At 74.3% G+C, this 18,083-nt stretch carries 18 protein-coding genes and 4 pseudogenes; 14 read left to right on the plus strand and 8 right to left on the minus strand.

The genetic code is table 11. The features are described from left to right. Positions 1–13: 13 nt before the first annotated feature. From KUM32_RS21765 to KUM32_RS21775, 3 genes are all read right to left on the minus strand, one after another. The gene (locus KUM32_RS21765; RefSeq protein ID WP_217143605.1) at positions 14–193 is read right to left on the minus strand and encodes a hypothetical protein; all 180 of its coding nucleotides are present in this window, start codon (positions 191–193) and stop codon (positions 14–16) included. Between the two features lie 84 nt (positions 194–277). Next, positions 278–1,153, minus strand: a complete 876-nt coding sequence (locus KUM32_RS21770; RefSeq protein ID WP_217143606.1) for an undecaprenyl-diphosphate phosphatase — start codon at positions 1,151–1,153, stop codon at positions 278–280. Positions 1,154–1,440: 287 nt separating this feature from the next. Then, a complete protein-coding gene (locus KUM32_RS21775; RefSeq protein WP_217143607.1) occupies positions 1,441–2,220 on the minus strand; it encodes a TVP38/TMEM64 family protein in 780 nt (259 codons plus the stop codon). Between the two features lie 111 nt (positions 2,221–2,331). On the opposite strand from KUM32_RS21775, the pseudogene KUM32_RS45345 reads away from it, so the two are divergent. The 4 genes and pseudogenes from KUM32_RS45345 to KUM32_RS21790 all read left to right on the plus strand — a co-directional run. Next, a pseudogene (locus KUM32_RS45345) lies at positions 2,332–2,478 on the plus strand (DNA alkylation repair protein); the annotation flags it as partial. Beyond that, positions 2,439–2,894, plus strand: a complete 456-nt coding sequence (locus tag KUM32_RS45350; RefSeq protein ID WP_374227539.1) for a DNA alkylation repair protein — start codon at positions 2,439–2,441, stop codon at positions 2,892–2,894. The pseudogene KUM32_RS45345 and the gene KUM32_RS45350, both read left to right, overlap by 40 nt. Positions 2,895–2,985: 91 nt before the next feature. Beyond that, a complete protein-coding gene (gene tuf, locus KUM32_RS21785) occupies positions 2,986–4,155 on the plus strand; it encodes an elongation factor Tu (protein ID WP_217143608.1) in 1,170 nt (389 codons plus the stop codon). A gap of 76 nt (positions 4,156–4,231) precedes the next feature. Continuing rightward, positions 4,232–5,077: a spermidine synthase gene (locus KUM32_RS21790; RefSeq protein ID WP_217143609.1), complete on the plus strand. Its 846-nt coding sequence runs from the start codon at positions 4,232–4,234 to the stop codon at positions 5,075–5,077. Between the two features lie 37 nt (positions 5,078–5,114). Here KUM32_RS21790 and KUM32_RS21795 read toward each other — a convergent pair whose 3' ends face one another. Then, positions 5,115–6,131: a hypothetical protein gene (locus tag KUM32_RS21795; protein ID WP_217143610.1), complete on the minus strand. Its 1,017-nt coding sequence runs from the start codon at positions 6,129–6,131 to the stop codon at positions 5,115–5,117. Positions 6,132–6,267: 136 nt separating this feature from the next. Between KUM32_RS21795 and KUM32_RS21800 the strand changes: the two genes are divergently transcribed. Together KUM32_RS21800 and KUM32_RS21805 are read left to right on the plus strand one after the other, a co-directional pair. Next, entirely contained in the window at positions 6,268–6,705 is a 438-nt protein-coding gene (locus tag KUM32_RS21800; RefSeq protein WP_217143708.1) for a DUF4442 domain-containing protein, read from the plus strand. A 106-nt stretch (positions 6,706–6,811) separates the two neighbouring features. Then, positions 6,812–7,447: a DedA family protein gene (locus tag KUM32_RS21805; protein WP_217143611.1), complete on the plus strand. Its 636-nt coding sequence runs from the start codon at positions 6,812–6,814 to the stop codon at positions 7,445–7,447. A gap of 149 nt (positions 7,448–7,596) precedes the next feature. Here the strand turns inward: KUM32_RS21805 and KUM32_RS21810 are convergent, their stop codons facing one another. Further along, positions 7,597–8,124, minus strand: coding sequence for a gamma carbonic anhydrase family protein (locus KUM32_RS21810; RefSeq protein ID WP_217143709.1), 528 nt, complete (start codon positions 8,122–8,124; stop codon positions 7,597–7,599). Between the two features lie 107 nt (positions 8,125–8,231). Here KUM32_RS21810 and KUM32_RS21815 point away from each other — a divergent pair, with 107 nt between their 5' ends. Next, a complete protein-coding gene (locus KUM32_RS21815; protein WP_217143710.1) occupies positions 8,232–9,035 on the plus strand; it encodes an acyltransferase in 804 nt (267 codons plus the stop codon). Between the two features lie 231 nt (positions 9,036–9,266). Next, a complete protein-coding gene (locus KUM32_RS21820) occupies positions 9,267–9,824 on the plus strand; it encodes a YbaK/EbsC family protein (RefSeq protein ID WP_217143612.1) in 558 nt (185 codons plus the stop codon). Between the two features lie 4 nt (positions 9,825–9,828). Here KUM32_RS21820 and KUM32_RS21825 read toward each other — a convergent pair. Both KUM32_RS21825 and KUM32_RS21830 read right to left on the minus strand, forming a co-directional pair. Next, positions 9,829–10,023, minus strand: a pseudogene (locus tag KUM32_RS21825) (cation transporter dimerization domain-containing protein); the annotation flags it as partial. A 168-nt stretch (positions 10,024–10,191) separates the two neighbouring features. Next, complete coding sequence (locus KUM32_RS21830; protein ID WP_217143613.1) at positions 10,192–10,599, minus strand: CoA-binding protein; 408 nt, start codon at positions 10,597–10,599, stop codon at positions 10,192–10,194. 132 nt (positions 10,600–10,731) lie between these two features. Here KUM32_RS21830 and KUM32_RS21835 point away from each other — a divergent pair, with 132 nt between their 5' ends. The 5 genes and pseudogenes from KUM32_RS21835 to KUM32_RS21855 all read left to right on the plus strand — a co-directional run bounded on the left by KUM32_RS21835 (position 10,732) and on the right by KUM32_RS21855 (position 16,944). Then, positions 10,732–11,436, plus strand: a complete 705-nt coding sequence (locus tag KUM32_RS21835; RefSeq protein ID WP_217143614.1) for a hypothetical protein — start codon at positions 10,732–10,734, stop codon at positions 11,434–11,436. After that, positions 11,433–12,031 (plus strand): annotated as a pseudogene (locus KUM32_RS21840) (histidine phosphatase family protein). The gene KUM32_RS21835 and the pseudogene KUM32_RS21840 overlap by 4 nt, the downstream one beginning before the upstream one ends. A 23-nt stretch (positions 12,032–12,054) precedes the next feature. Then, positions 12,055–12,681, plus strand: coding sequence for a YigZ family protein (locus KUM32_RS21845; RefSeq protein WP_217143615.1), 627 nt, complete (start codon positions 12,055–12,057; stop codon positions 12,679–12,681). Positions 12,682–12,790: 109 nt separating this feature from the next. Next, positions 12,791–13,954, plus strand: a complete 1,164-nt coding sequence (locus KUM32_RS21850; protein WP_217143616.1) for an exonuclease SbcCD subunit D — start codon at positions 12,791–12,793, stop codon at positions 13,952–13,954. Beyond that, complete coding sequence (locus KUM32_RS21855; protein WP_217143617.1) at positions 13,951–16,944, plus strand: AAA family ATPase; 2,994 nt, start codon at positions 13,951–13,953, stop codon at positions 16,942–16,944. Before KUM32_RS21850 ends, KUM32_RS21855 begins: the two co-directional genes overlap by 4 nt. Positions 16,945–16,960: 16 nt before the next feature. On the opposite strand, the pseudogene KUM32_RS21860 reads toward KUM32_RS21855, so the two are convergent. Next, positions 16,961–17,131: pseudogene (locus tag KUM32_RS21860) on the minus strand (Lrp/AsnC ligand binding domain-containing protein); the annotation flags it as partial. Between the two features lie 106 nt (positions 17,132–17,237). Here KUM32_RS21860 and KUM32_RS21865 point away from each other — a divergent pair. After that, complete coding sequence (locus KUM32_RS21865) at positions 17,238–18,083, plus strand: SDR family oxidoreductase (RefSeq protein ID WP_217143618.1); 846 nt, start codon at positions 17,238–17,240, stop codon at positions 18,081–18,083.

Consider the following 18,083-nt stretch of genomic DNA (forward strand, 5'->3'; position numbering starts at 1 on the left):
GGCGCCCCGGCCCTCAGGCCGCCTCGATCACCTCGCAGCGGATCGCGGTCGCCCACTCGACCACCAACAGCTCGTACTCCACACGCTCCTGCGCCGACAGGGACCCGCCCGCACGCCGCCACAGCGCACGTATCTGATCGTTCAGCTCCGCCGCGGACCGCGCGGAACCAGGAGTAACGGAATCGGGGGACATGCGGACAAGCCTAGGGGCAAGCACTGACAGTGCGCTACCGCACGGCTACGGACGCGAGGGTGTGCCCGCGCGTGCGAGGCGCGGTCAGCCGGACGACTCCGCGGCGTGCGGGCTGAGGACGCCCGTCGCGACCAGGGCGATGATGACGATGCCGAGCGCGATGCGGTACCAGACGAACGGCATGAAGCTCTTGGTCGAGATGAACTTCATGAACCAGGCGATGACGGCGTAGCCGGTGCCGAAGGCGATCACCGTCGCGAACAGCGTCGGTCCCCAGGAGACGTGGTCGCTCTCCATCGCGTCCTTGAGCTCGAACACGCCCGAGGCGAGCACCGCGGGGATCGCGAGCAGGAACGAGTACCGGGCCGCGGCCTCGCGCCGGTAGCCCATGAAGAGGCCGCCGCTGATGGTCGCGCCGGACCGGGAGACACCGGGGATGAGGGCCATGGCCTGGCACAGGCCGTAGATCAGGCCGTCCCGCACGCCCAGGTTCTCGAGTTCCTTGCGCTGCTGGGGCGCGCGGTGCCGGCCGCCCTTCTCGTCGCGCGCGGCCATCCGGTCCGCGACACCGATGATCACGCCGACGACGATCAGCATCGTCGCGGTGATCCGCAGGTCCCGGAAGGGCCCCTCGATCTGGTCCTTCAGCGTCAGACCTAGGACACCGATCGGGATCGAGCCGACGATGACGAGCCAGCCCATGCGCGCGTCGGGGTCGTGGCGCATCGACTTGTTCGTCAGTGAGCGGCTCCACGCCGAGATGATCCGCCCGATGTCCTCGCGGAAGTAGATGAGCACGGCCGCCTCGGTGCCGATCTGCGTGATCGCCGTGAACGCGGCGCCCGGGTCGTGCCAGCCGGAGAACGCCGCGGTCAGGCGCAGGTGCGCGCTGGAGGAGACGGGGAGGAACTCGGTCAGCCCCTGGACGAGTCCGAGGATGAGGGATTCAAACCAAGACATGAAGTTACGGAGTCCAAGTGCCGATCGAGAAACGGGCGACGGACACACCGAACCGCCGTGTGCGGTGGTCAGGATCAGGCGTGCCGAGGGGCAGCGTAGCGCCCTTGGGTGAATACCCGGTCACAGGGGTGGAAGCAGTTCCTGGGCCGCCGACGGGTCCGTCACCGTCCAGTCCGGGACCTGCGGAAGAGCGGCCGGGTTCGCGGTCCGGCCGGCCCCGCCGCATGCCCGGCGGGTGACCCGCGGCACGGTTCGTCGCCGCGGGCGCGCTCGATCACCACGGTCCGTCAGCGCCCGCGCAGCCGGTGGCGCTTGCGCCAGGCCACCACCGCGCCCGCCAGACCCGGCAGGGCGATGCAGGCCATGGCGATCAGGAAGGCCGGTGACGTCGGCGTCGAGGCGCGGGCGCCGGCGACGACGTAGGCGGCGGTGTTGGGGATCGACCCGAGCCCGGTCGCCAGCAGGAAGGGCAGCAGGCCCATCCGGGAGACGGCCGCGCAGTAGTTGGCGGCGGCGAACGGCACCCCGGGGAAGAGCCGCGCCGCCAGCATCGAGCGGAAGCCGTGCCGGCTGAGCTGTCCGTCCGCGGCCTTCAGCCACTTGCCCCGCAACAGCGGCCGCAGCGCGTCCTGGCCCAGCACCCGGCCCAGACAGAAGGCGGTCCCGGCACCGAGCACCGTCCCCGCCAGCGCGGAGGCGAGGCCCAGCTGCGCTCCGAACAGGGCGCCGGCGGCCAGGTTCAGCAGGGGGCGCGGCACGAAGGCGACGGTGCACAGCCCGTACGCCAGCGCGTAGGCGACCGCCGCCGCGGCACCCCCGAGCTGGGGTGGCCAGCCGTCCGTCAGCAACCGCTGCGGCTGGAACAGCACCACCGCGGTCGCGGCCGAGGCCAGCAGGGCGACGAGCAGGGAGAGCCGGGACCACGGGGAGAGCAGGACTCTCGTCACGCGGGCGGCGAAGCGGGCCGGTGCGACCGGTCCGGCGGTTGTGGCGACGGCGAGCTCCGTCGCGGCGGTCCGGGGAGAGACCGTGGCGGTGCCCCCAGAGCGGGTGGTGGCATCGAGCATCCGGTGACACTAACCGACAAATGTGTGTGATCGCCGTATGGTGCGTCTCATGTGCGTCACAGGCACGGGAATTCCGGACGCGCCACGCAGCCTGCTCACCACCGTCCCCTGGTGGAACGCCGTCGACCCGCTCGCCCCGCGCACGTCGTCGGCGGGCTGGTCGACGCCGGCCGGGACCTCACGGCCGACACGGACGCCTGGATCGCGGACGAGGACCGGTGGCTGGTCCGCGCCGCCCTGCTCCACCAACTGCGCCACCGGCAACGCACCGACACGGCCCGCCTCTCCGGCTACTGCCTGGGCCGGTCCGCCCACGACGACTTCTTCGACCGCAAGGCCGTCGGGACGACTACTTCGTCCGCAAGGCCGTCGGCTGGTGCCCGAGCGAGTACGCCACGACCGGCCCGGACGCCGTGCGCGGCTTCGTGGCCGAGCACGGGGACGCCTCGCGCCGCTGTCCGCGCGGGAGGCACTGCGGGCCGTCGGTCCGTAGCGGGCCGGGACGATCCTCGAACTCCCGTGCCATAAAAAACCATTCGACGTGGGGCAAAGCGTCCGCGAGGATCGGCGTCATGTTCCGGTACGCCTTCCCCCTCGCAGCATCCGCGGTCGCGGATGCCCCGAAGGCTGCCGTCACCTTCTTCCCGGCCGCCGCCGACGGCGCCCGAAGCTGACCCTCCCCGGATCGTCCGGCGGACCCCGCAGGGGGAGGGTCGGCGAGTCCCCGGGGTCCCCACCACCGCCACGAGGCTTCGAGGTACCGCCATGTCCAAGACGGCGTACGTCCGCACCAAACCGCATCTGAACATCGGCACGATGGGCCATGTCGACCACGGCAAGACCACCCTGACCGCCGCCATCACCAAGGTCCTCGCCGAGCGCGGCGCCGGCACGTACGTGCCCTTCGACCGCATCGACCGCGCCCCCGAGGAGGCGGCGCGCGGCATCACCATCAACATCGCGCACGTCGAGTACGAGACCGACACCCGGCACTACGCGCACGTCGACATGCCGGGCCATGCCGACTACGTCAAGAACATGGTCACCGGCGCCGCCCAGCTCGACGGGGCGATCCTCGTCGTCTCCGCACTGGACGGGATCATGCCGCAGACCGCCGAACACGTGCTGCTCGCCCGGCAGGTGGGCGTCGACCACATCGTCGTCGCGCTGAACAAGGCCGACGCGGGGGACGAGGAGCTCACCGACCTCGTCGAGCTGGAGGTACGCGAACTGCTCACCGCGCACGGCTACGGCGGCGACGCCGTGCCCGTCGTACGGGTCTCGGGACTGAAGGCCCTGGAGGGCGACCCGCGGTGGACCGCGTCCGTCGAGGCGCTGCTGGACGCCGTGGACACCTATGTGCCCATGCCCGAGCGGTATCTGGACGCGCCGTTCCTGCTGTCGGTGGAGAGCGTGCTCACCATCACCGGCCGGGGCACGGTCGTCACCGGCGCGGTCGAGCGCGGCACCGTCCGCGTCGGCGACCGGGTCGAGGTGCTCGGGGCGTCCGTCGAGACGGTCGTCACCGGCCTGGAGACCTTCGGCAAGCCGATGGAGGAAGCGCAGGCCGGGGACAACGTGGCGCTGTTGCTGCGCGGGGTCGCCCGCGACACGGTGCGCCGCGGCCACGTGGTCGCCGCGCCCGGCAGCGTCGTGCCCGGGCGACGCTTCTCGGCCCGGGTGTACGTGCTGTCGGCGCGCGAGGGCGGGCGTTCGACGCCGGTCGCCACGGGGTACCGGCCGCAGTTCTACATCCGCACCGCGGACGTGGTCGGGGCCGTCGACCTCGGGGGGACGGCCGTCGCCCGGCCCGGGGAGACGGTGACGATGACGGTGGAGCTGGGGCGGGACGTGCCGCTGGAGCCCGGTCTGGGGTTCGCCGTCCGTGAGGGCGGCCGGACCGTGGGAGCGGGGACCGTGACCGCTGTCGAATGAGCGGGGGCGCGTGACGGAGGGACCGCGGGCCGGCCGACGGCGCCGGGCCGCGGTTCCCCTCCGTCACAATGACGGGGTGAACGAAGCCATACCCGTCAGCCGCGTCACCGACCACGGCACCGCCAAGCTCATGCCCGACGTGGACCGGGAGCGGGCCTGGCTGCTCACCGTCGACGGGGCGCCGCAGTCGTACGTGGACCTGGACGATCCGGCACACCTGGAATTCGAGTACACGCGCCGGCTCGGCCACGTCCTGGACACGGTGGCCGAGCCGGGACGCGCGCTGGACGTGCTGCACCTCGGCGGCGGCGCGTTCACCCTGCCCCGCTACCTGGCCGCGACCCGGCCCGGATCGCGGCAGGACGTCGTGGAGGCCGACCGGGGCCTGCTGGACCTGGTCGCCGAGCACCTGCCGCTGCCGGACGGCGCGGGCATCACCGCGCACGGCGCCGACGCCCGCGCCTGGCTGGAGGCCGCCCCCGCGGACTCGGCCGACGTGCTGGTCGCCGACGTCTTCGGGGGATCGCGGGTGCCCGCGCACCTGACCTCCGTGGACTACGTCCGCGAGGCCGCGCGGGTCCTGCGGGCGGACGGCGTCTACGTGGCCAACCTGGCCGACGCGGCCCCCTTCCCCTTCCTGCGCCCCCAGCTGGCGGGGTTCGCCACGCTCTTCGAGGAGCTGGCGCTGATCGCCGAACCGGGTGTCCTGCGCGGACGCCGCTTCGGCAACGCGGTCCTCGTCGCCGCGCACCGGCCCCTCGACACGGCGGCGCTGGCCCGGCGCACCGCCGCCGACGCCTTCCCGGCCAGGGTCGAGCACGGGCCCGCCCTGCGGGACCTCATCGGCGACGCGCGGCCGGTGCGGGACGAGGACGCCGTACCGTCGCCCGAGCCTCCCGCCGGGGCGTTCGGCATCGGCTGAGCGGCGCACGCGGCGCCGCCCGGCGGCGTGCCGCGGCCTACGAGTCGGTCGGCGGTTCCTCGGTGAGGCGCACGGTGCTCAGGATCTTCTGGATCGTCGCCTCCGGTACCTCCTCGTCGACGCCCTTGGCGCCGTACAGGTTCCAGGTGACGAAGTCGCCCGCGCCGTTCTGGAACGCGAAGGTGATCGCCTTGCCCTCGCTGTCGCACTTCCCCTTCTGGGGTGTGCCCTGGGAGTACGCCGTGATGACGCTGCCCTGGATGCCGGAGGCCGTGGTGTACGGCTTCGGCTTGCCGTACTTCACGCTCTTCTTGTCCGGCTCCGTGTAACCGCCGTAGATCCACCACGGCACCCGCGTCTCGGCCGCCATGTCCGTGTTCTTGGCGCCGCTCTCACCGCGGGTACCGGTGGTGGCGAGGGCGGTGCTCTCCTTGCGGCCGTCCTTGTTCTCGTCCGTCGTGCACCACTCGGACTTCAGGTAGGCCGGGGCGGTGACGGTGGTGCGCTCCGTCTTGCCCTTCTCCTCCCACTCGAAGCCGACGCTGGTGTCGGTGCTGTCGACCTCCCACTCGGCGGGCACGTCGAACATGGTGCCGAACCGCGGGTTGGCGACGACCTTCCAGCCGTCGACGGTCGCCTTCGGCTCGCCCCCGGCCCGCGGGTTGTCGTCGGAGCCGGACGGGCTCGGGTCGGTGGACGGAGGCTCGGACTTGTCCGTGGACGCGCTCGCGGACGGCTTCTTGGCCTTGCCGTCGTCCGCCTGGTCGTCCTTGTCACCGCCCAGTACGAGAAAGCCGGTGACACCGGCGGCCGCCACCACGGCGAGGGCCGCGACGATCGCGACCAGCCTGGTCCGGTTTCCGCCACCGCCGCCCCCACCCGGAGCCGGCTGCGGGGCGCCGGGGGGCTGCGGAGTCCCCCACTGCTGCTGCCCGTAGGGCTGCTGCTGGTAGCCGGGCTGCTGATACGGATTCGGCTGCTGGTACCCCGGTTGCTGGTACGGGTTGTTCTGCGGGTTCTGCTCGCCCCCGGGCGGCTGCTGTCCTGGCCACATGAGCAGTCACCCTAATGCCGCCGAGGACACGATTCGGTCACCGGCCCTTGTCAGGGACGTAGCAAAGTCGACTCCGCGAGGATCCTGGCCCCTTGGAGCTACTCGCGGGTAACCTACCGGCATGAGCGCAGATCAGATGTCGATCGGCGAGTTGCTCGCCGCCACGGTGCCGATGGTCCGGACCCTGAACCTCGAGTACCTGGAGACCACTCCGGAGAAGGCGGTGCTGGCCCTTCCGGATCAGAGCGAATACCACAACCACGTCGGCGGGCCGCACGCCGGAGCCATGTTCACCCTGGGGGAATCGGCCAGCGGCGCGATCGTCCTGGCCGCCTTCGGGGACCAGCTCTCCCGGGCTGTGCCGCTGCCGGTCACCGCCGAGATCGCCTTCAGGAAGATCGCGCTCGGGCCGGTCACGGCCACCGCGACGCTCGGCCGCCCCGTCGCCGAGGTCGTCGCGGAACTCGACGAGGGCAGCCGCCCCGAGTTCCCGGTGAGCGTCGCCATCCAGCGGGAGGACGGCGCCGTCACCGGTGAGATGACCGTCACGTGGACCCTGCGCCCCAACGGCTGACCGGCGGCGACCCGGTAGGCTTCCCGGTGCGCCTCGGTCGAGGCGCACCGGGAAGCGGCGAGTCCCGCCCGGAACGCATCAGGTACACGAAGCGGAGGGTGGGACCTTGCACGTCCAGGAGTGGCTCGACACGGTGCCCGCGGCGGCCGTCTACGCCATGGTCGGGCTGATCATCGGTCTGGAGAGCCTGGGCATCCCGCTGCCCGGCGAGATCGTCCTGGTGTCGGCGGCCCTGCTGTCGTCGCAGCACGGCGGGATCGACCCGCTGATCCTCGGCGCCTGTGCCAGCGCGGGCGCGGTGATCGGCGACTCCATCGGGTACGCCATCGGCCGCAAGGGCGGCCGGCCGCTGCTGGCCTGGCTGGGCGCCAAGTTCCCCAGGCACTTCAGCGAGGGGCACATCGCCACGGCCGAGCGGTCCTTCCAGAAGTGGGGCATGTGGGCCGTGTTCTTCGGCCGCTTCGTCGCCCTGCTGCGCATCTTCGCGGGGCCGCTGGCCGGTGTGCTGCGGATGCCGTACTGGAAGTTCCTGATCGCCAACATCCTCGGCGGCATCCTCTGGGCGGGCGGCACCACCGCCGTCATCTACTACGTCGGCGTCGTCGCCGAGTCCTGGCTCAAGCGCTTCTCGTGGGTGGGCCTGGTGGTGGCGGTCCTGATCGGCGTCACCTCGATGCTGATCGTCAAGCGCAAGGCGGGCAAGGCCCGGACGGATACCCGGCCCGTGACCGCCGGGGAGTAGCGCGCCCCGTCGGGTGCGCGGGCCGGTGCCGATCCGCGGCCGGGCCGCGCAAGGGGACCGTCACGACCGGCCGGCGACCGCCTCGACCGGCCCGCGACCGTCACGACCGGCCGGCACACGGTCCGCGGACCCCGCCGCTCACCCGTCGTTCACTCGCCGAGGCGGGCGTGCTCCACGGCGAGCGCCGCGTACATCGTCCCGTTCAGCGTGACCCCCTGACGCTCCTCCTGTGTCAGCTCCCGCTTGACCTTCGCCGGCACTCCCGCGACGAGTGAGCCGGGGGGCACCCGCATCCCCTGCGGGACCAGGGCCTGGGCCGCGACCAGTGAGCCGGCGCCGATCACGGCGCCGTTGAGCACCGTGGCGCCCATGCCGATCAGGCAGTCGTCCTCGACGGTCGCGCCGTGCACCACGGCGTTGTGGCCGATGGAGACGCGTTCGCCGACGGTGACGGGGAAACCGGGGTCGGCGTGGAGCGTGCAGTTGTCCTGGACGTTGCTGTCGGCCCCGACGGAGATCCGCTCGACGTCTCCGCGCAGCACCGCCCCGTACCAGACGCTCGCCCCCGCGTGCAGGGTCACGTCCCCGATGACCGAGGACGTCGGTGCCACGAAGGCCTCCCCGTCCACCTTCGGGTTCTTGCCGCCGATGCCCGTGATCAGCGCCTTCTGCGTCATCATCGCCTCCTGCTCGGGTGGTGTACGGCACCGTACGCCACCCGGTGGGGTGAAGATCACAGGCCGCGGGAGCCATGGCCGCACCGCTCGCCGACTACCGTGAGCGCGTGCCGAAGCGCAAGAACACGTTCTCGTCCTGGCGAAGCCGCCTCGCGCAGCGGGCCGTCCACGCGGGCTGGGCCTGGGTGCAGCGCACCGGATCGGTCACCGCCGCACACCCCGGGCGCCTCCGTTTCGGCGCGCTGGGCACGGGGACCCGGCTCGCCTTCCCGCTCGGCACGGTCTTCGGTGAGCCCTGGATCCACGTCGGCGACCACTGCATCATCGGCGAACAGGTCACCCTCACCGCCGGACTCATGCCCGACCTCGACCTCGGCCCCGAGCCGATCCTGCGCATCGGCGACGGGGTCGTCCTCGGCCGCGGCAGCCACGTCATCGCGGACACCGCGGTCACCATCGGCAGCGACTGCTACTTCGGCCCGTACGTCTACGTCACCTCCACCAACCACTCCTACGACGACCCGCACCAGCCCATCGGCAAGCAGTGGCCCCGGATGGACCCGGTGGAGATCGGCTCCGGCTGCTGGATCGGCACCGGCGCGGTCGTCCTGCCGGGGGCGCGGATCGGGCGGAACGTGGTGGTGGCCGCCGGTGCCGTGGTCCGCGGCACGGTGCCCGACCACGCGGTGGTGGCCGGCGCGCCGGCCCGCGTCGTGCGGCGGTGGACGCCCGCCGACGGCTGGCAGCCGCCGTTGCGGACCCCGGCGCCGGTGCCGATCCCCGACGGGGTCACGCCGGGGCAGTTGCGGGCGCTGTCGAAGCTGGACGACCAGGCCGTGGCCAGGCTCGCCGAGCTGGACGACGGGGCGGGAGCGCCGGGCAGGCTCGCGGAGCCCGCGGCCGACGGCTGACCGTCCACCGCCCCGGTCCGCCGCCGCACCGAACGCGGCGGACCTCGACCCGCCGGCCCGGCCCCTGGCGCGCAACGTGCCCCGCCGGCGCCCCCGGCAGGGCCTTCCCCCTCGCGCTCACCGCGCGGGCCGAGAGCGACGTGCCGGTGGAGACGGGCACGGCACTTTCGGTGCCGGCCGTCCCCTGAGACGGCCGTTCACCGGGCCACGCGCTGTTGTTAGCGTGCGGCCATGCACGCACCCCTCGGGAACTTCGACAACGCCGCGCCCGCCCCGGACCGCCTCGACGAGCTGACCCGCCCGGTCGCCGACGCCGTACGCCACTGGCGCGGCAGCGTCCCCGCCGAGCAGATCGTCTACGTCGACACCGACCCGGAGTGGGCCGACACCGCCACCTTCGTCGAGCACTACGGACGTGAACTGCTCGAACAGTCCGCCAACTGCGTGGTGGTCACCGGCAAGCGGGGCGGTGGCACGACGACGGCCGCCTGTGTGGTGCTCTCCACCACCCGGGTCGACGTCAACGGCGTCGTGCGCCGCCACCTCGGCGCCCGGAAGGCGTCGTTCGCCTCGATGGACACCGCCACGAGCGAGACCGGCATGGAGTACGGAGGCATCACCCCGGTCGGGCTGCCCGGCGACTGGCCCGTGCTGGTCGACTCGGCCGTCGTCGACCTGCCGTACGTCCTCGTCGGCAGCGGACGCCGGCGCGGCAAGCTGCGGGTGCCCGGGAAGGCCTTCGCGGAACTGCCCGGGGCCGTGGTCCTGGAGGGGCTCGGCGTGGCCTGACCGCTCACGCCGCGGCGTGAGGGGCCGGCGCCGGACGCGGATCCGTCTCCCCCGGAGCGGGTGCCGGGTCGGCGTGGACGAGGGCGGCGGTGAGCCGGGGCACGGCGTGCAGCGCGTGCTCGGCCTCCACGGCGACGCGGTGGGCCTGGCGGACCGTCGCCTCGCCGTCCACGACCAGGGCGGCCTCGGCGCGCAGCCGGGTCGGCCGCGCTGTCGGAGGGGGCGGGTCCGGTCCCCCGGCAGCGGGTGCTTCGCGGTGCCGAGCGAGAACGGGCACGGGTACGCGCTGGACCGACCGACCGACGGACCCGCGGTGCGCGTGGTCGTCGGCCCGCGTCCGAACGGTGCCCGGTGGGCGGGTGTGGGGTCAGCCGAGGCGCGGGATCTCGATCGCCGGGCAGCGGTCCATGACCATGTCGAGGCCCGCGGCCCTTGTCCGTGCGTACGCGGCCTCGTCGACGACGTCGAGCTGGAACCAGACGGCCCCGGCGCCCTTCGTCACCGCTTCGTCGGCCACCGCTCCGGCCAGGTCGCTGTTGACGAAGACGTCGACGACGTCCACGTCGAAGGGGATGTCCGCGAGGGAGGCGTAACCGGGCTCGCCGTGCACCGTCTCCGCCTTGGGGTGCACGGGCACGACGCGCTTGCCGAAGCGCCGCAGCACCTCGGCGACGCCGTACGCGGCACGCCCGCGGTTGGACGACAGGCCCACCACGGCCCAGGTGTCGCCGAGCTCGGTGAGGATCCTGCGGACGGTTGCCTCGTCGCCGTACACCGGCGGCCTCCTTGGACTTGGGCTCCTGGACTCGTGTCGCGTCCCCAAGACGGACAACGGACGGCGGCCCGCCGGGATTCCCCGTGAGCGCGCCCCTGTGCGCCGTCGCCCCGCCCCGCCTACGCTCACTGCGTGCTGCGCATCATCGACGCCCGGACCGCCGGGCCCGTCCCCGCCGCCCCCGCACGCCGGGCCCCGACCCGTGTCGAGGCGCACGCGCCGGGCCGCGACACCACCGGCCTGCGCGTGCTGCTCGTCGCCGACCTCCTGGTGCGGGCCCTGGAACTCGACGGCACGCCCACATGGGCCCTGCTGACCGGCGACGAGGAGGGGACGCGGCTTGGGGAGGACGCCGCGGCCCTCGGCATCCGGCCCTTCGAGGACGGCGGCGCCGCCGGGTCCGGCCAGGCCGTGCACGTGGTCCGCGAGGGCGGGGCTCCACCGGACGGCGTGACGGTCGCCGTCGCCCCCGTGGACCCGGCCGGACACAACCCCGACGACCCCGACGCCCTCCGGCTCGCCCTGCTGGAGCGCCACCATCACGCGCGCGTGGAGCTCGACGCGCGCGTGCTCGACGAGGCCCGGGGCACGCTCGCACGCTGGCGCCGCGCGGTCGCCGCCTGGGCGCGACAGCCGTCGCGTCCCGTCCCGGGCGAGGTGCGCGACCGGCTCCGGGCCGCCTGGGAGGACGACCTGGACGCCCCGGCGGTGCTGCGTGTCCTGCGCCACGTGGAGACCGATCCGGGCCTCGCCGACGGAGCCCGCTTCGAGACCTACGCCTACGCCGACCGGTTCCTCGGCCTCGACCTCACCCGCGACCTCGGGTCCCCGGCGTGATCGCGTGCCCGGGCCCCGGGCCGTCGCGCCGCCTGGCCGTCCCGCGGCACGCCGAGTCGGCCCGTCCCGAAGGCGTCGCCGACCACGACCGCCCGCTCGCCGGACGCGGACGCCGGGACGCCACCGCCGCCGGACGGGCCCTCGCGGAGGCCGGCTGCCCGCCCCACCTCGCGCTGTGGTCCACCGCCGCACGCGCCCTCCGGGCCCGGGAGCCGGTCAAGAAGGGCCGGTAGCCCGCACGCCCTCTGCGCACACGCCCTCCGGGCCTGGGAACCGGCCTCCGCCCAGTGGGGCAACCCCGCCGCCGGGGCGCTGTGACGCGCGCCTGTACGCCGCCGGCGTGCCCGACCTGCCGGAGGTGGTCCGCGAGACGCCCGCGGAGGTCGGCACGCTGCTCCTGGTGGGCCACAACCCAGGCCTGGAGGAGCTGGTCACCGACCTGGCCGCAGACGCGGTCGGCGACGCGCCGGACCGGGTCGGAGTGAAGCACCCGACCTCGGCCGTCGCCGTACCGGCCTGGCACGGCACCTCCTGGCGGGCCCTCGCCCCCGGCACGGCCCCGCTGACCGCGACGACCGTGCCGAGAGGCGGATGACGGGGAGCGCATAGGCTGGCCGGATGCAGGACGAGTACCGCACGGTCGCCCGCGCGGGTGTGCACGAAACCGAGATCAACCGCTCCCGCTTCCTGTGCGCCCTGGCTCCGGCCGCCACCGAGCAGGAGGCCCAGGCGTTCATCGCCGCCGTGCGCAAGGAGCACGCCGACGCCACCCACAACTGCTGGGCGTACGTCATCGGAGCCGACGCGGCCGTCCAGAAGGCCAGCGACGACGGCGAACCCGGCGGCACCGCCGGCGTCCCGATGCTCCAGATGCTGCTGCGCCGCGACATGCGGTACGTCGTCGCCGTCGTCACCCGGTACTACGGCGGCGTCAAGCTCGGTGCGGGCGGCCTCATCCGTGCCTACGGCGGCGCGGTCGGCGAGGCACTGGACGACCTCGGCACGCTCACCCGGCGCCGTTTCCGCCTGGCCACGGTGACCGTTGACCACCAGCGCGCCGGCAAGCTCCAGAACGACCTGCGCGCGGCGGGACGCGCGGTACGCGACGTGCGGTACGACGAAGCCGTCACCCTGGAGATCGGCCTGCCGGAGGCGGACGTGGAGGCCTTCCGGTCCTGGCTCGCGGACGCCACCGCGGGGTCGGCCGGGTTCGAGCTGGGCGGGGAGGCGTACGGGGACGCCTGAAAAGGGGCACCAGCGGAACAAAGGGGTGAAGGCCGTTTATGGGGTGGTCTCGGGGGTGAAACGGGAGTAAGCACCGGGCTGTCGGACCCTGCCGTTAGTCTCGGGGGTCATGCGACTGCTGCACACTTCCGACTGGCACCTCGGCCGGGCGTTCCACCGGGTGAACATGCTCGGCGCCCAGGCCGGGTTCATCGACCACCTCGTGGCGGCCGTGCGCGAGCACGGCGTCGACGCCGTGGTCGTGTCGGGGGACGTGTACGACCGGGCGGTGCCGCCGCTCGCCGCCGTCGAGCTGTTCGACGACGCCCTGCACCGCCTCGCCGGCCTCGGCGTGCCGACGGTGATGATCTCCGGCAACCACGACTCGGCCCGCCGCCTCGGCGTCGGCGCCGGACTCATCGACCGCGCCGGCATCCACCTGCGCACCGACCCGGCCGGATGCGGCACCCCGGTGGTGCTGGAGGACGCCCACGGAGAGGTGGCCTTCTACGGGCTGCCCTACCTCGAACCGGCCCTGGTGAAGACGGAGTTCGGGGTGGAGAAGGCGGGCCACGAGACCGTGCTGGCCGCCGCCATGGACCGGGTCCGCGCCGACCTCGCAGGCCGCGCGCGGGGCACGCGTTCCGTGGTCCTCGCGCACGCCTTCGTCACCGGCGGCGAGCAGAGCGACAGCGAGCGGGACATCACCGTCGGCGGGGTCGCCGCCGTGCCCTCCGGCGTCTTCGACGGCGTCGACTACGTGGCACTCGGACACCTGCACGGCTGCCAGACCCTCACCGAGCGCGTCCGCTACTCCGGCTCCCCACTGCCGTACTCCTTCTCGGAGGCCGCGCACCGCAAGAGCATGTGGCTCGTCGACCTCGCTGCCGACGGTTCGGTCACCGCCGAGCGCGTCGACTGCCCGGTGCCGCGCCCGCTGGCCCGGCTGCGGGGCACCCTGGAGGACCTGCTCGCCGACCCCGGGCTGAGCCGGCACGAGGAGGCCTGGGTCGAGGCGACCCTCACCGACCCGGTCCGCCCGGCCGAGCCCATGGCCCGGCTGACCGAGCGCTTCCCGCACACGCTCAGCCTCGTCTTCGACCCCGAGCGCGCCCCGGACGACCCGGCCGTCTCCTACGCGCGGCGCCTCGCGGGCCGCAGCGACCAGCAGATCGCGGAGGACTTCGTGACATACGTGCGCGGCGCCGCTCCCGACGACCACGAACAGACCGTGCTGCGCGACGCCTTCGACGCGGTGCGCGCGGACGAGACCGTGCGAGAGGTGGCCCGGTGAGGCTGCACCGGCTGGACATCACCGCCTTCGGTCCCTTCGGCACCGCGCAGCGCGTCGACTTCGACGCCCTGTCGGCGGCCGGGCTGTTCCTCCTGCACGGACCGACCGGCGCCGGCAAGACCTCCGTCCTCGACGCCGTCTGCTACGCGCTGTACGGATCGGTGCCGGGCGCCCGGCAGAGCGGGCAGGGCATGACGCTGCGCAGCGACCACGCGGCCGTCGGCACCCGCACCGAGGTGCGCCTCGAACTCACCGTGGCCGGGCGCCGCCTGGAGATCACCCGGCAGCCCCCGTGGGAACGCCCGAAGCTGCGCGGCAAGGGCACGACCGTCGACAAGGCCCAGACCTGGCTGCGCGAGTACGACGCGACGGCCGGCGCCTGGAAGGACCTCAGCCGCTCCCACCAGGAGATAGGCGAGGAGATCACCCAGCTGCTCGGTATGAGCCGCGAACAGTTCTGCCAGGTCGTCCTGTTGCCCCAGGGAGACTTCGCGCGCTTCCTGCGCGCCGACGCCGAGGCACGCGGCAAGCTGCTCGGCCGGCTCTTCGACACCCGGCGCTTCGCCGAGGCCGAGAAGCGCCTCGCCGAGCGGCGCCGCACGACCGAGGCACAGGTGCGCGAGGGCGACGCCGCGCTGCTGGCCGACGCCCACCGGATGCAGCAGGCCGCCGGTGACGCCATGGAGCTGCCGGAACTCGCGCCGGGCGAACCGGGGCTGGCCGAAGCCGTCCTGAGCGCCGCGGCCGTCGCCCGCAGCACGGCCCGCGAGCTGCTCGACATGGCCGACTGCCGCCTCACGGCCACCGAGTCCGCCCAGGCCGCCGCCGAACGGGACCTGGCCGACGCCCGGGAACTGGACCGGCTGCAGCGGCGGTTCGCCGAGGCGCGGGAGCGGGCCGCGCTACTGGCCCAGCGGGCCGACGCCCACCGAGCGGCGCAGCACCGCATGGAGCGGGCCCGCAAGGCCGCAGCGGTCGCCCCCGCACTGGAGTTGCGGGACGCCGCCGACGCCGAGCACCGGCGGGCGGCGGCCTCCGAGGCCCGCGCGCGAGCCCTGCTGCCCGGCACCCTCGCGGACGCCGGCGCCGCCGGACTGGCCGCCGCCGCGCGCCGGGCCACCGAGGAACTGGGCGCACTGGCGTCGGCCCGGCGCGCCGAACAGCGCCTCGCCGAGCTGGGCGAGGAGCAGGCCGGGCTGGACCGCCAGGAGCGCGCCGACGAGGACGTCCTGCACGAGGCGGAGACCTGGCTCGCCGGCTGGGAGGCCGTCCGCACCGGACTGCAGGCCCGTGTCGACTCCGCACGGGAGGCCGCGACCCACGCCGAACAGCTCGCCGTGCAGCGCGAGCCGGCGCAGCGGCGGCTGAGCGCCGCCCGGCGACGGGACCGGTTCGCCGTGGACGCGCAGGAGGCGCAGCGGCTGGCCCTCGCCGCGCGCGAACGCGCCGTCGAGGCCCGCGCCCACTGGCTCGACCTCAAGGAACAGCGGCTGAACGGCATCGCCGCCGAACTCGCCGCGCACCTCACCGACGGCGCGCCGTGCGCCGTGTGCGGCGCCACCGAACACCCCGCCCCCGCCCGCAGGATCGCCGGGCACGTCGACCGCGAGGCGGAGGAGCGGGCCCTCGCCGCCCATCAGGACGCCGACGAGCGGCGTGCCGAGGCCGAACGGCGCCTGGGCACCGTACGGGAGGCGCTCTCCGCCGCCACGGCTGAGGCGGGGGACGCGCCCACCGAGCGGCTGGCCGAGGAGGCCGAGGACCTGGAGCGGCGGTACGCCCGTGCCCGCGCGGGTGCCTCCGGGCTGCACGCCGCGCAGGAGGAGCTGCGCCGGGCGGAGCAGGAGCGCGAGCAGCGGATCGCCGCACAGCAGCAGGCGGCCGTCCGGGCCGCCTCCCGGGTCGGTAACCGGGAACGGCTGGAGCGAGAACGGGTCGCACTCGACGAGGAGTTGACGCGGGCCCGCGGCACCGCGGACAGTGTGGCACAGCGGGCCGCCCAGCTGGAGCGCCGGGCAGCGCTGCTGACGGAGGCCGCCGACGCCGTCCGCGTCGCCGAGGACACCGCCCAGCGGCTCAAGGCCGCCGACGCACGCCTCGCCGACGCCTCCTTCCGCGCCGGCTTCGACACCCCGCGGGACGCGGCCGCCGCGCTGCTCGACGACGCCGCCCACCGGGAGCTGCAACGCCGGCTCGACGCGTGGGACGCCGAGGAGTCCGCCGTCCGCGCGGTCCTCACCGAAGCCGACACCGCCGCCGCTGCCCAGCGGCCCCCCGCCGACCTGGCCTCGGCGGAAGACACCGCCGCGGAGGCGGGCCGACGGCTGCGCGACGCCTCCTCGGCACGTGACGCCGCCGCCCGGCGCTGCGCCGAACTCGGCCGGCTCTCGGCGCGGGCCGCCACCGCCGTACGCCGGCTCGCGCCGCTGCGCGAGGAGCACGACCGCGTCGCCCGCCTCGCCTCGCTCACCGCGGGCACCTCGGCGGACAACGAACGCAAGATGCGCCTGGAGTCGTACGTGCTGGCGGCCCGCCTCGAACAGGTCGCCGCGGCGGCGACCGCGCGGCTTCGGCGCATGTCCTCCGGTCGCTACACCCTCGTCCACTCCGACGACCGCACCGGGCGCGGCCGCAGCGGCCTCGGGTTGCACGTCGTCGACGCCTGGACCGGTCGCGAGCGCGACACGGCGACGCTGTCCGGGGGCGAGACGTTCTTCGCCTCGCTCGCCCTCGCGCTCGGCCTCGCCGACGTCGTCACGGACGAGGCCGGCGGCGTCCGCCTGGACACCCTCTTCATCGACGAGGGCTTCGGCAGCCTCGACGACCAGACCCTCGACGAGGTCCTCGACGTCCTCGACTCGCTGCGCGAACGGGACCGCAGCGTCGGCATCGTCAGCCACGTCGGCGACCTGAGACGGCGGATCCACGCCCAGCTGGAGGTCGTGAAGGGACGGACGGGCTCGGCGCTGCGGCAGCGGGGCGCCGGCTGACAGACCCCGGCGGTCCTCAGCGGCTCAGGGGCCGACGGGGGAGCGGCGAGGAGTAGACGACGCTCGTCGTGACCGAGCCCAGCGTGCCGATCCGGCCCGACACCTCCTCCAGGTGCCGCATCGAACGCGCCGCGACCTTGATGACGAAGCAGTCGTCCCCTGTGACGTGGTGCGCCTCGAGGATCTCGGCCCCGAGACCTGGCGGGTGTCCTGCCACCGCGGTGGCAGGCGGAACGGCAGGCGCCGCTCAAACCGGGTGCGCCGTGGCCGCGGACCGGCCATCATGGGGCCCCATGCCACGACGTCCCCACCCCGCCCCCGAAGACCTGCGCCGCGACCCCCTGCCCCTGCGCGGCAGGACCGCCCTCGTCACCGGAGCCAGTCGGCGCGGCGGCATCGGCCACGCCGTGGCCCGGCGGCTCGCCGCCTACGGGGCGAGCGTCTACCTGCACCACCACGTACCGCACGACGCCGCCATGCCCTGGGGCGCCGACCGGACCGAGGACGTGGTCGCCCCCGTGCGCGCGGCGCTCGGCGACCCGGACGCCACCGTGGTGGCGGGCCCGGGGGACCTCGCCGGCCCGGCCGCACCCGGCGAACTCGTCGCCGGCGCCGCCGAAGCGCTCGGCGGACGGCTGGACATCCTGGTCGCCAACCACGCCCTCAGCGGCTGTGACGGCACCCTCGACACGATCGACGCCGCGATGCTCGACGCCCACTGGCAGGTGGACACCCGCTCGGTGCTGCTGCTCGTCCAGGCGTACGCCCGGCTGCGCGCCGCGCTGCCGCCCCGCACGCCCGGCGGACGCGTGGTGCTGATGACCTCCGGCCAGGACCTCGGGGGCGGCATGCCCGGCGAGATCGCCTACGCGCTGCAGAAGGGGGCGCTCGCCTCCGTCACGCGTTCCCTGTCGACGACACTCGCCGAGCACGCCGTCACCGTGAACGCGGTCAACCCCGGCCCCGTGGACACCGGCTACATGACCGGCGACGACCACGAGGCCGTCGCCGCGCTCTTCCCCGCCGGACGGTGGGGCATGCCCGACGACCCGGCCCGCCTCATCGCGTGGCTCGCCACGGACGAGGCGGAGTGGGTCACCGGTCAGGTCGTCGACTCGGAGGGCGGCTTCAGGAGGTGA

The organism is Streptomyces sp. AC627_RSS907 (genome assembly GCF_019049165.1).

What these genes read in the sequence shown, in the direction of transcription:
- KUM32_RS21765 (WP_217143605.1), bottom strand. Translation starts at nt 193, where the DNA reads ATGTCCCCCGATTCCGTTACTCCTGGTTCCGCGCGGTCCGCGGCGGAG.
- KUM32_RS21770 (WP_217143606.1), bottom strand. Translation starts at nt 1,153, where the DNA reads ATGTCTTGGTTTGAATCCCTCATCCTCGGACTCGTCCAGGGGCTGACC.
- KUM32_RS21775 (WP_217143607.1), bottom strand. Translation starts at nt 2,220, where the DNA reads ATGCTCGATGCCACCACCCGCTCTGGGGGCACCGCCACGGTCTCTCCC.
- tuf (WP_217143608.1), top strand. Translation starts at nt 2,986, where the DNA reads ATGTCCAAGACGGCGTACGTCCGCACCAAACCGCATCTGAACATCGGC.
- KUM32_RS21795 (WP_217143610.1), bottom strand. Translation starts at nt 6,131, where the DNA reads ATGTGGCCAGGACAGCAGCCGCCCGGGGGCGAGCAGAACCCGCAGAAC.
- KUM32_RS21800 (WP_217143708.1), top strand. Translation starts at nt 6,268, where the DNA reads ATGTCGATCGGCGAGTTGCTCGCCGCCACGGTGCCGATGGTCCGGACC.
- KUM32_RS21810 (WP_217143709.1), bottom strand. Translation starts at nt 8,124, where the DNA reads ATGACGCAGAAGGCGCTGATCACGGGCATCGGCGGCAAGAACCCGAAG.
- KUM32_RS21820 (WP_217143612.1), top strand. Translation starts at nt 9,267, where the DNA reads ATGCACGCACCCCTCGGGAACTTCGACAACGCCGCGCCCGCCCCGGAC.
- KUM32_RS21845 (WP_217143615.1), top strand. Translation starts at nt 12,055, where the DNA reads ATGCAGGACGAGTACCGCACGGTCGCCCGCGCGGGTGTGCACGAAACC.
- KUM32_RS21850 (WP_217143616.1), top strand. Translation starts at nt 12,791, where the DNA reads ATGCGACTGCTGCACACTTCCGACTGGCACCTCGGCCGGGCGTTCCAC.
- KUM32_RS21865 (WP_217143618.1), top strand. Translation starts at nt 17,238, where the DNA reads ATGCCACGACGTCCCCACCCCGCCCCCGAAGACCTGCGCCGCGACCCC.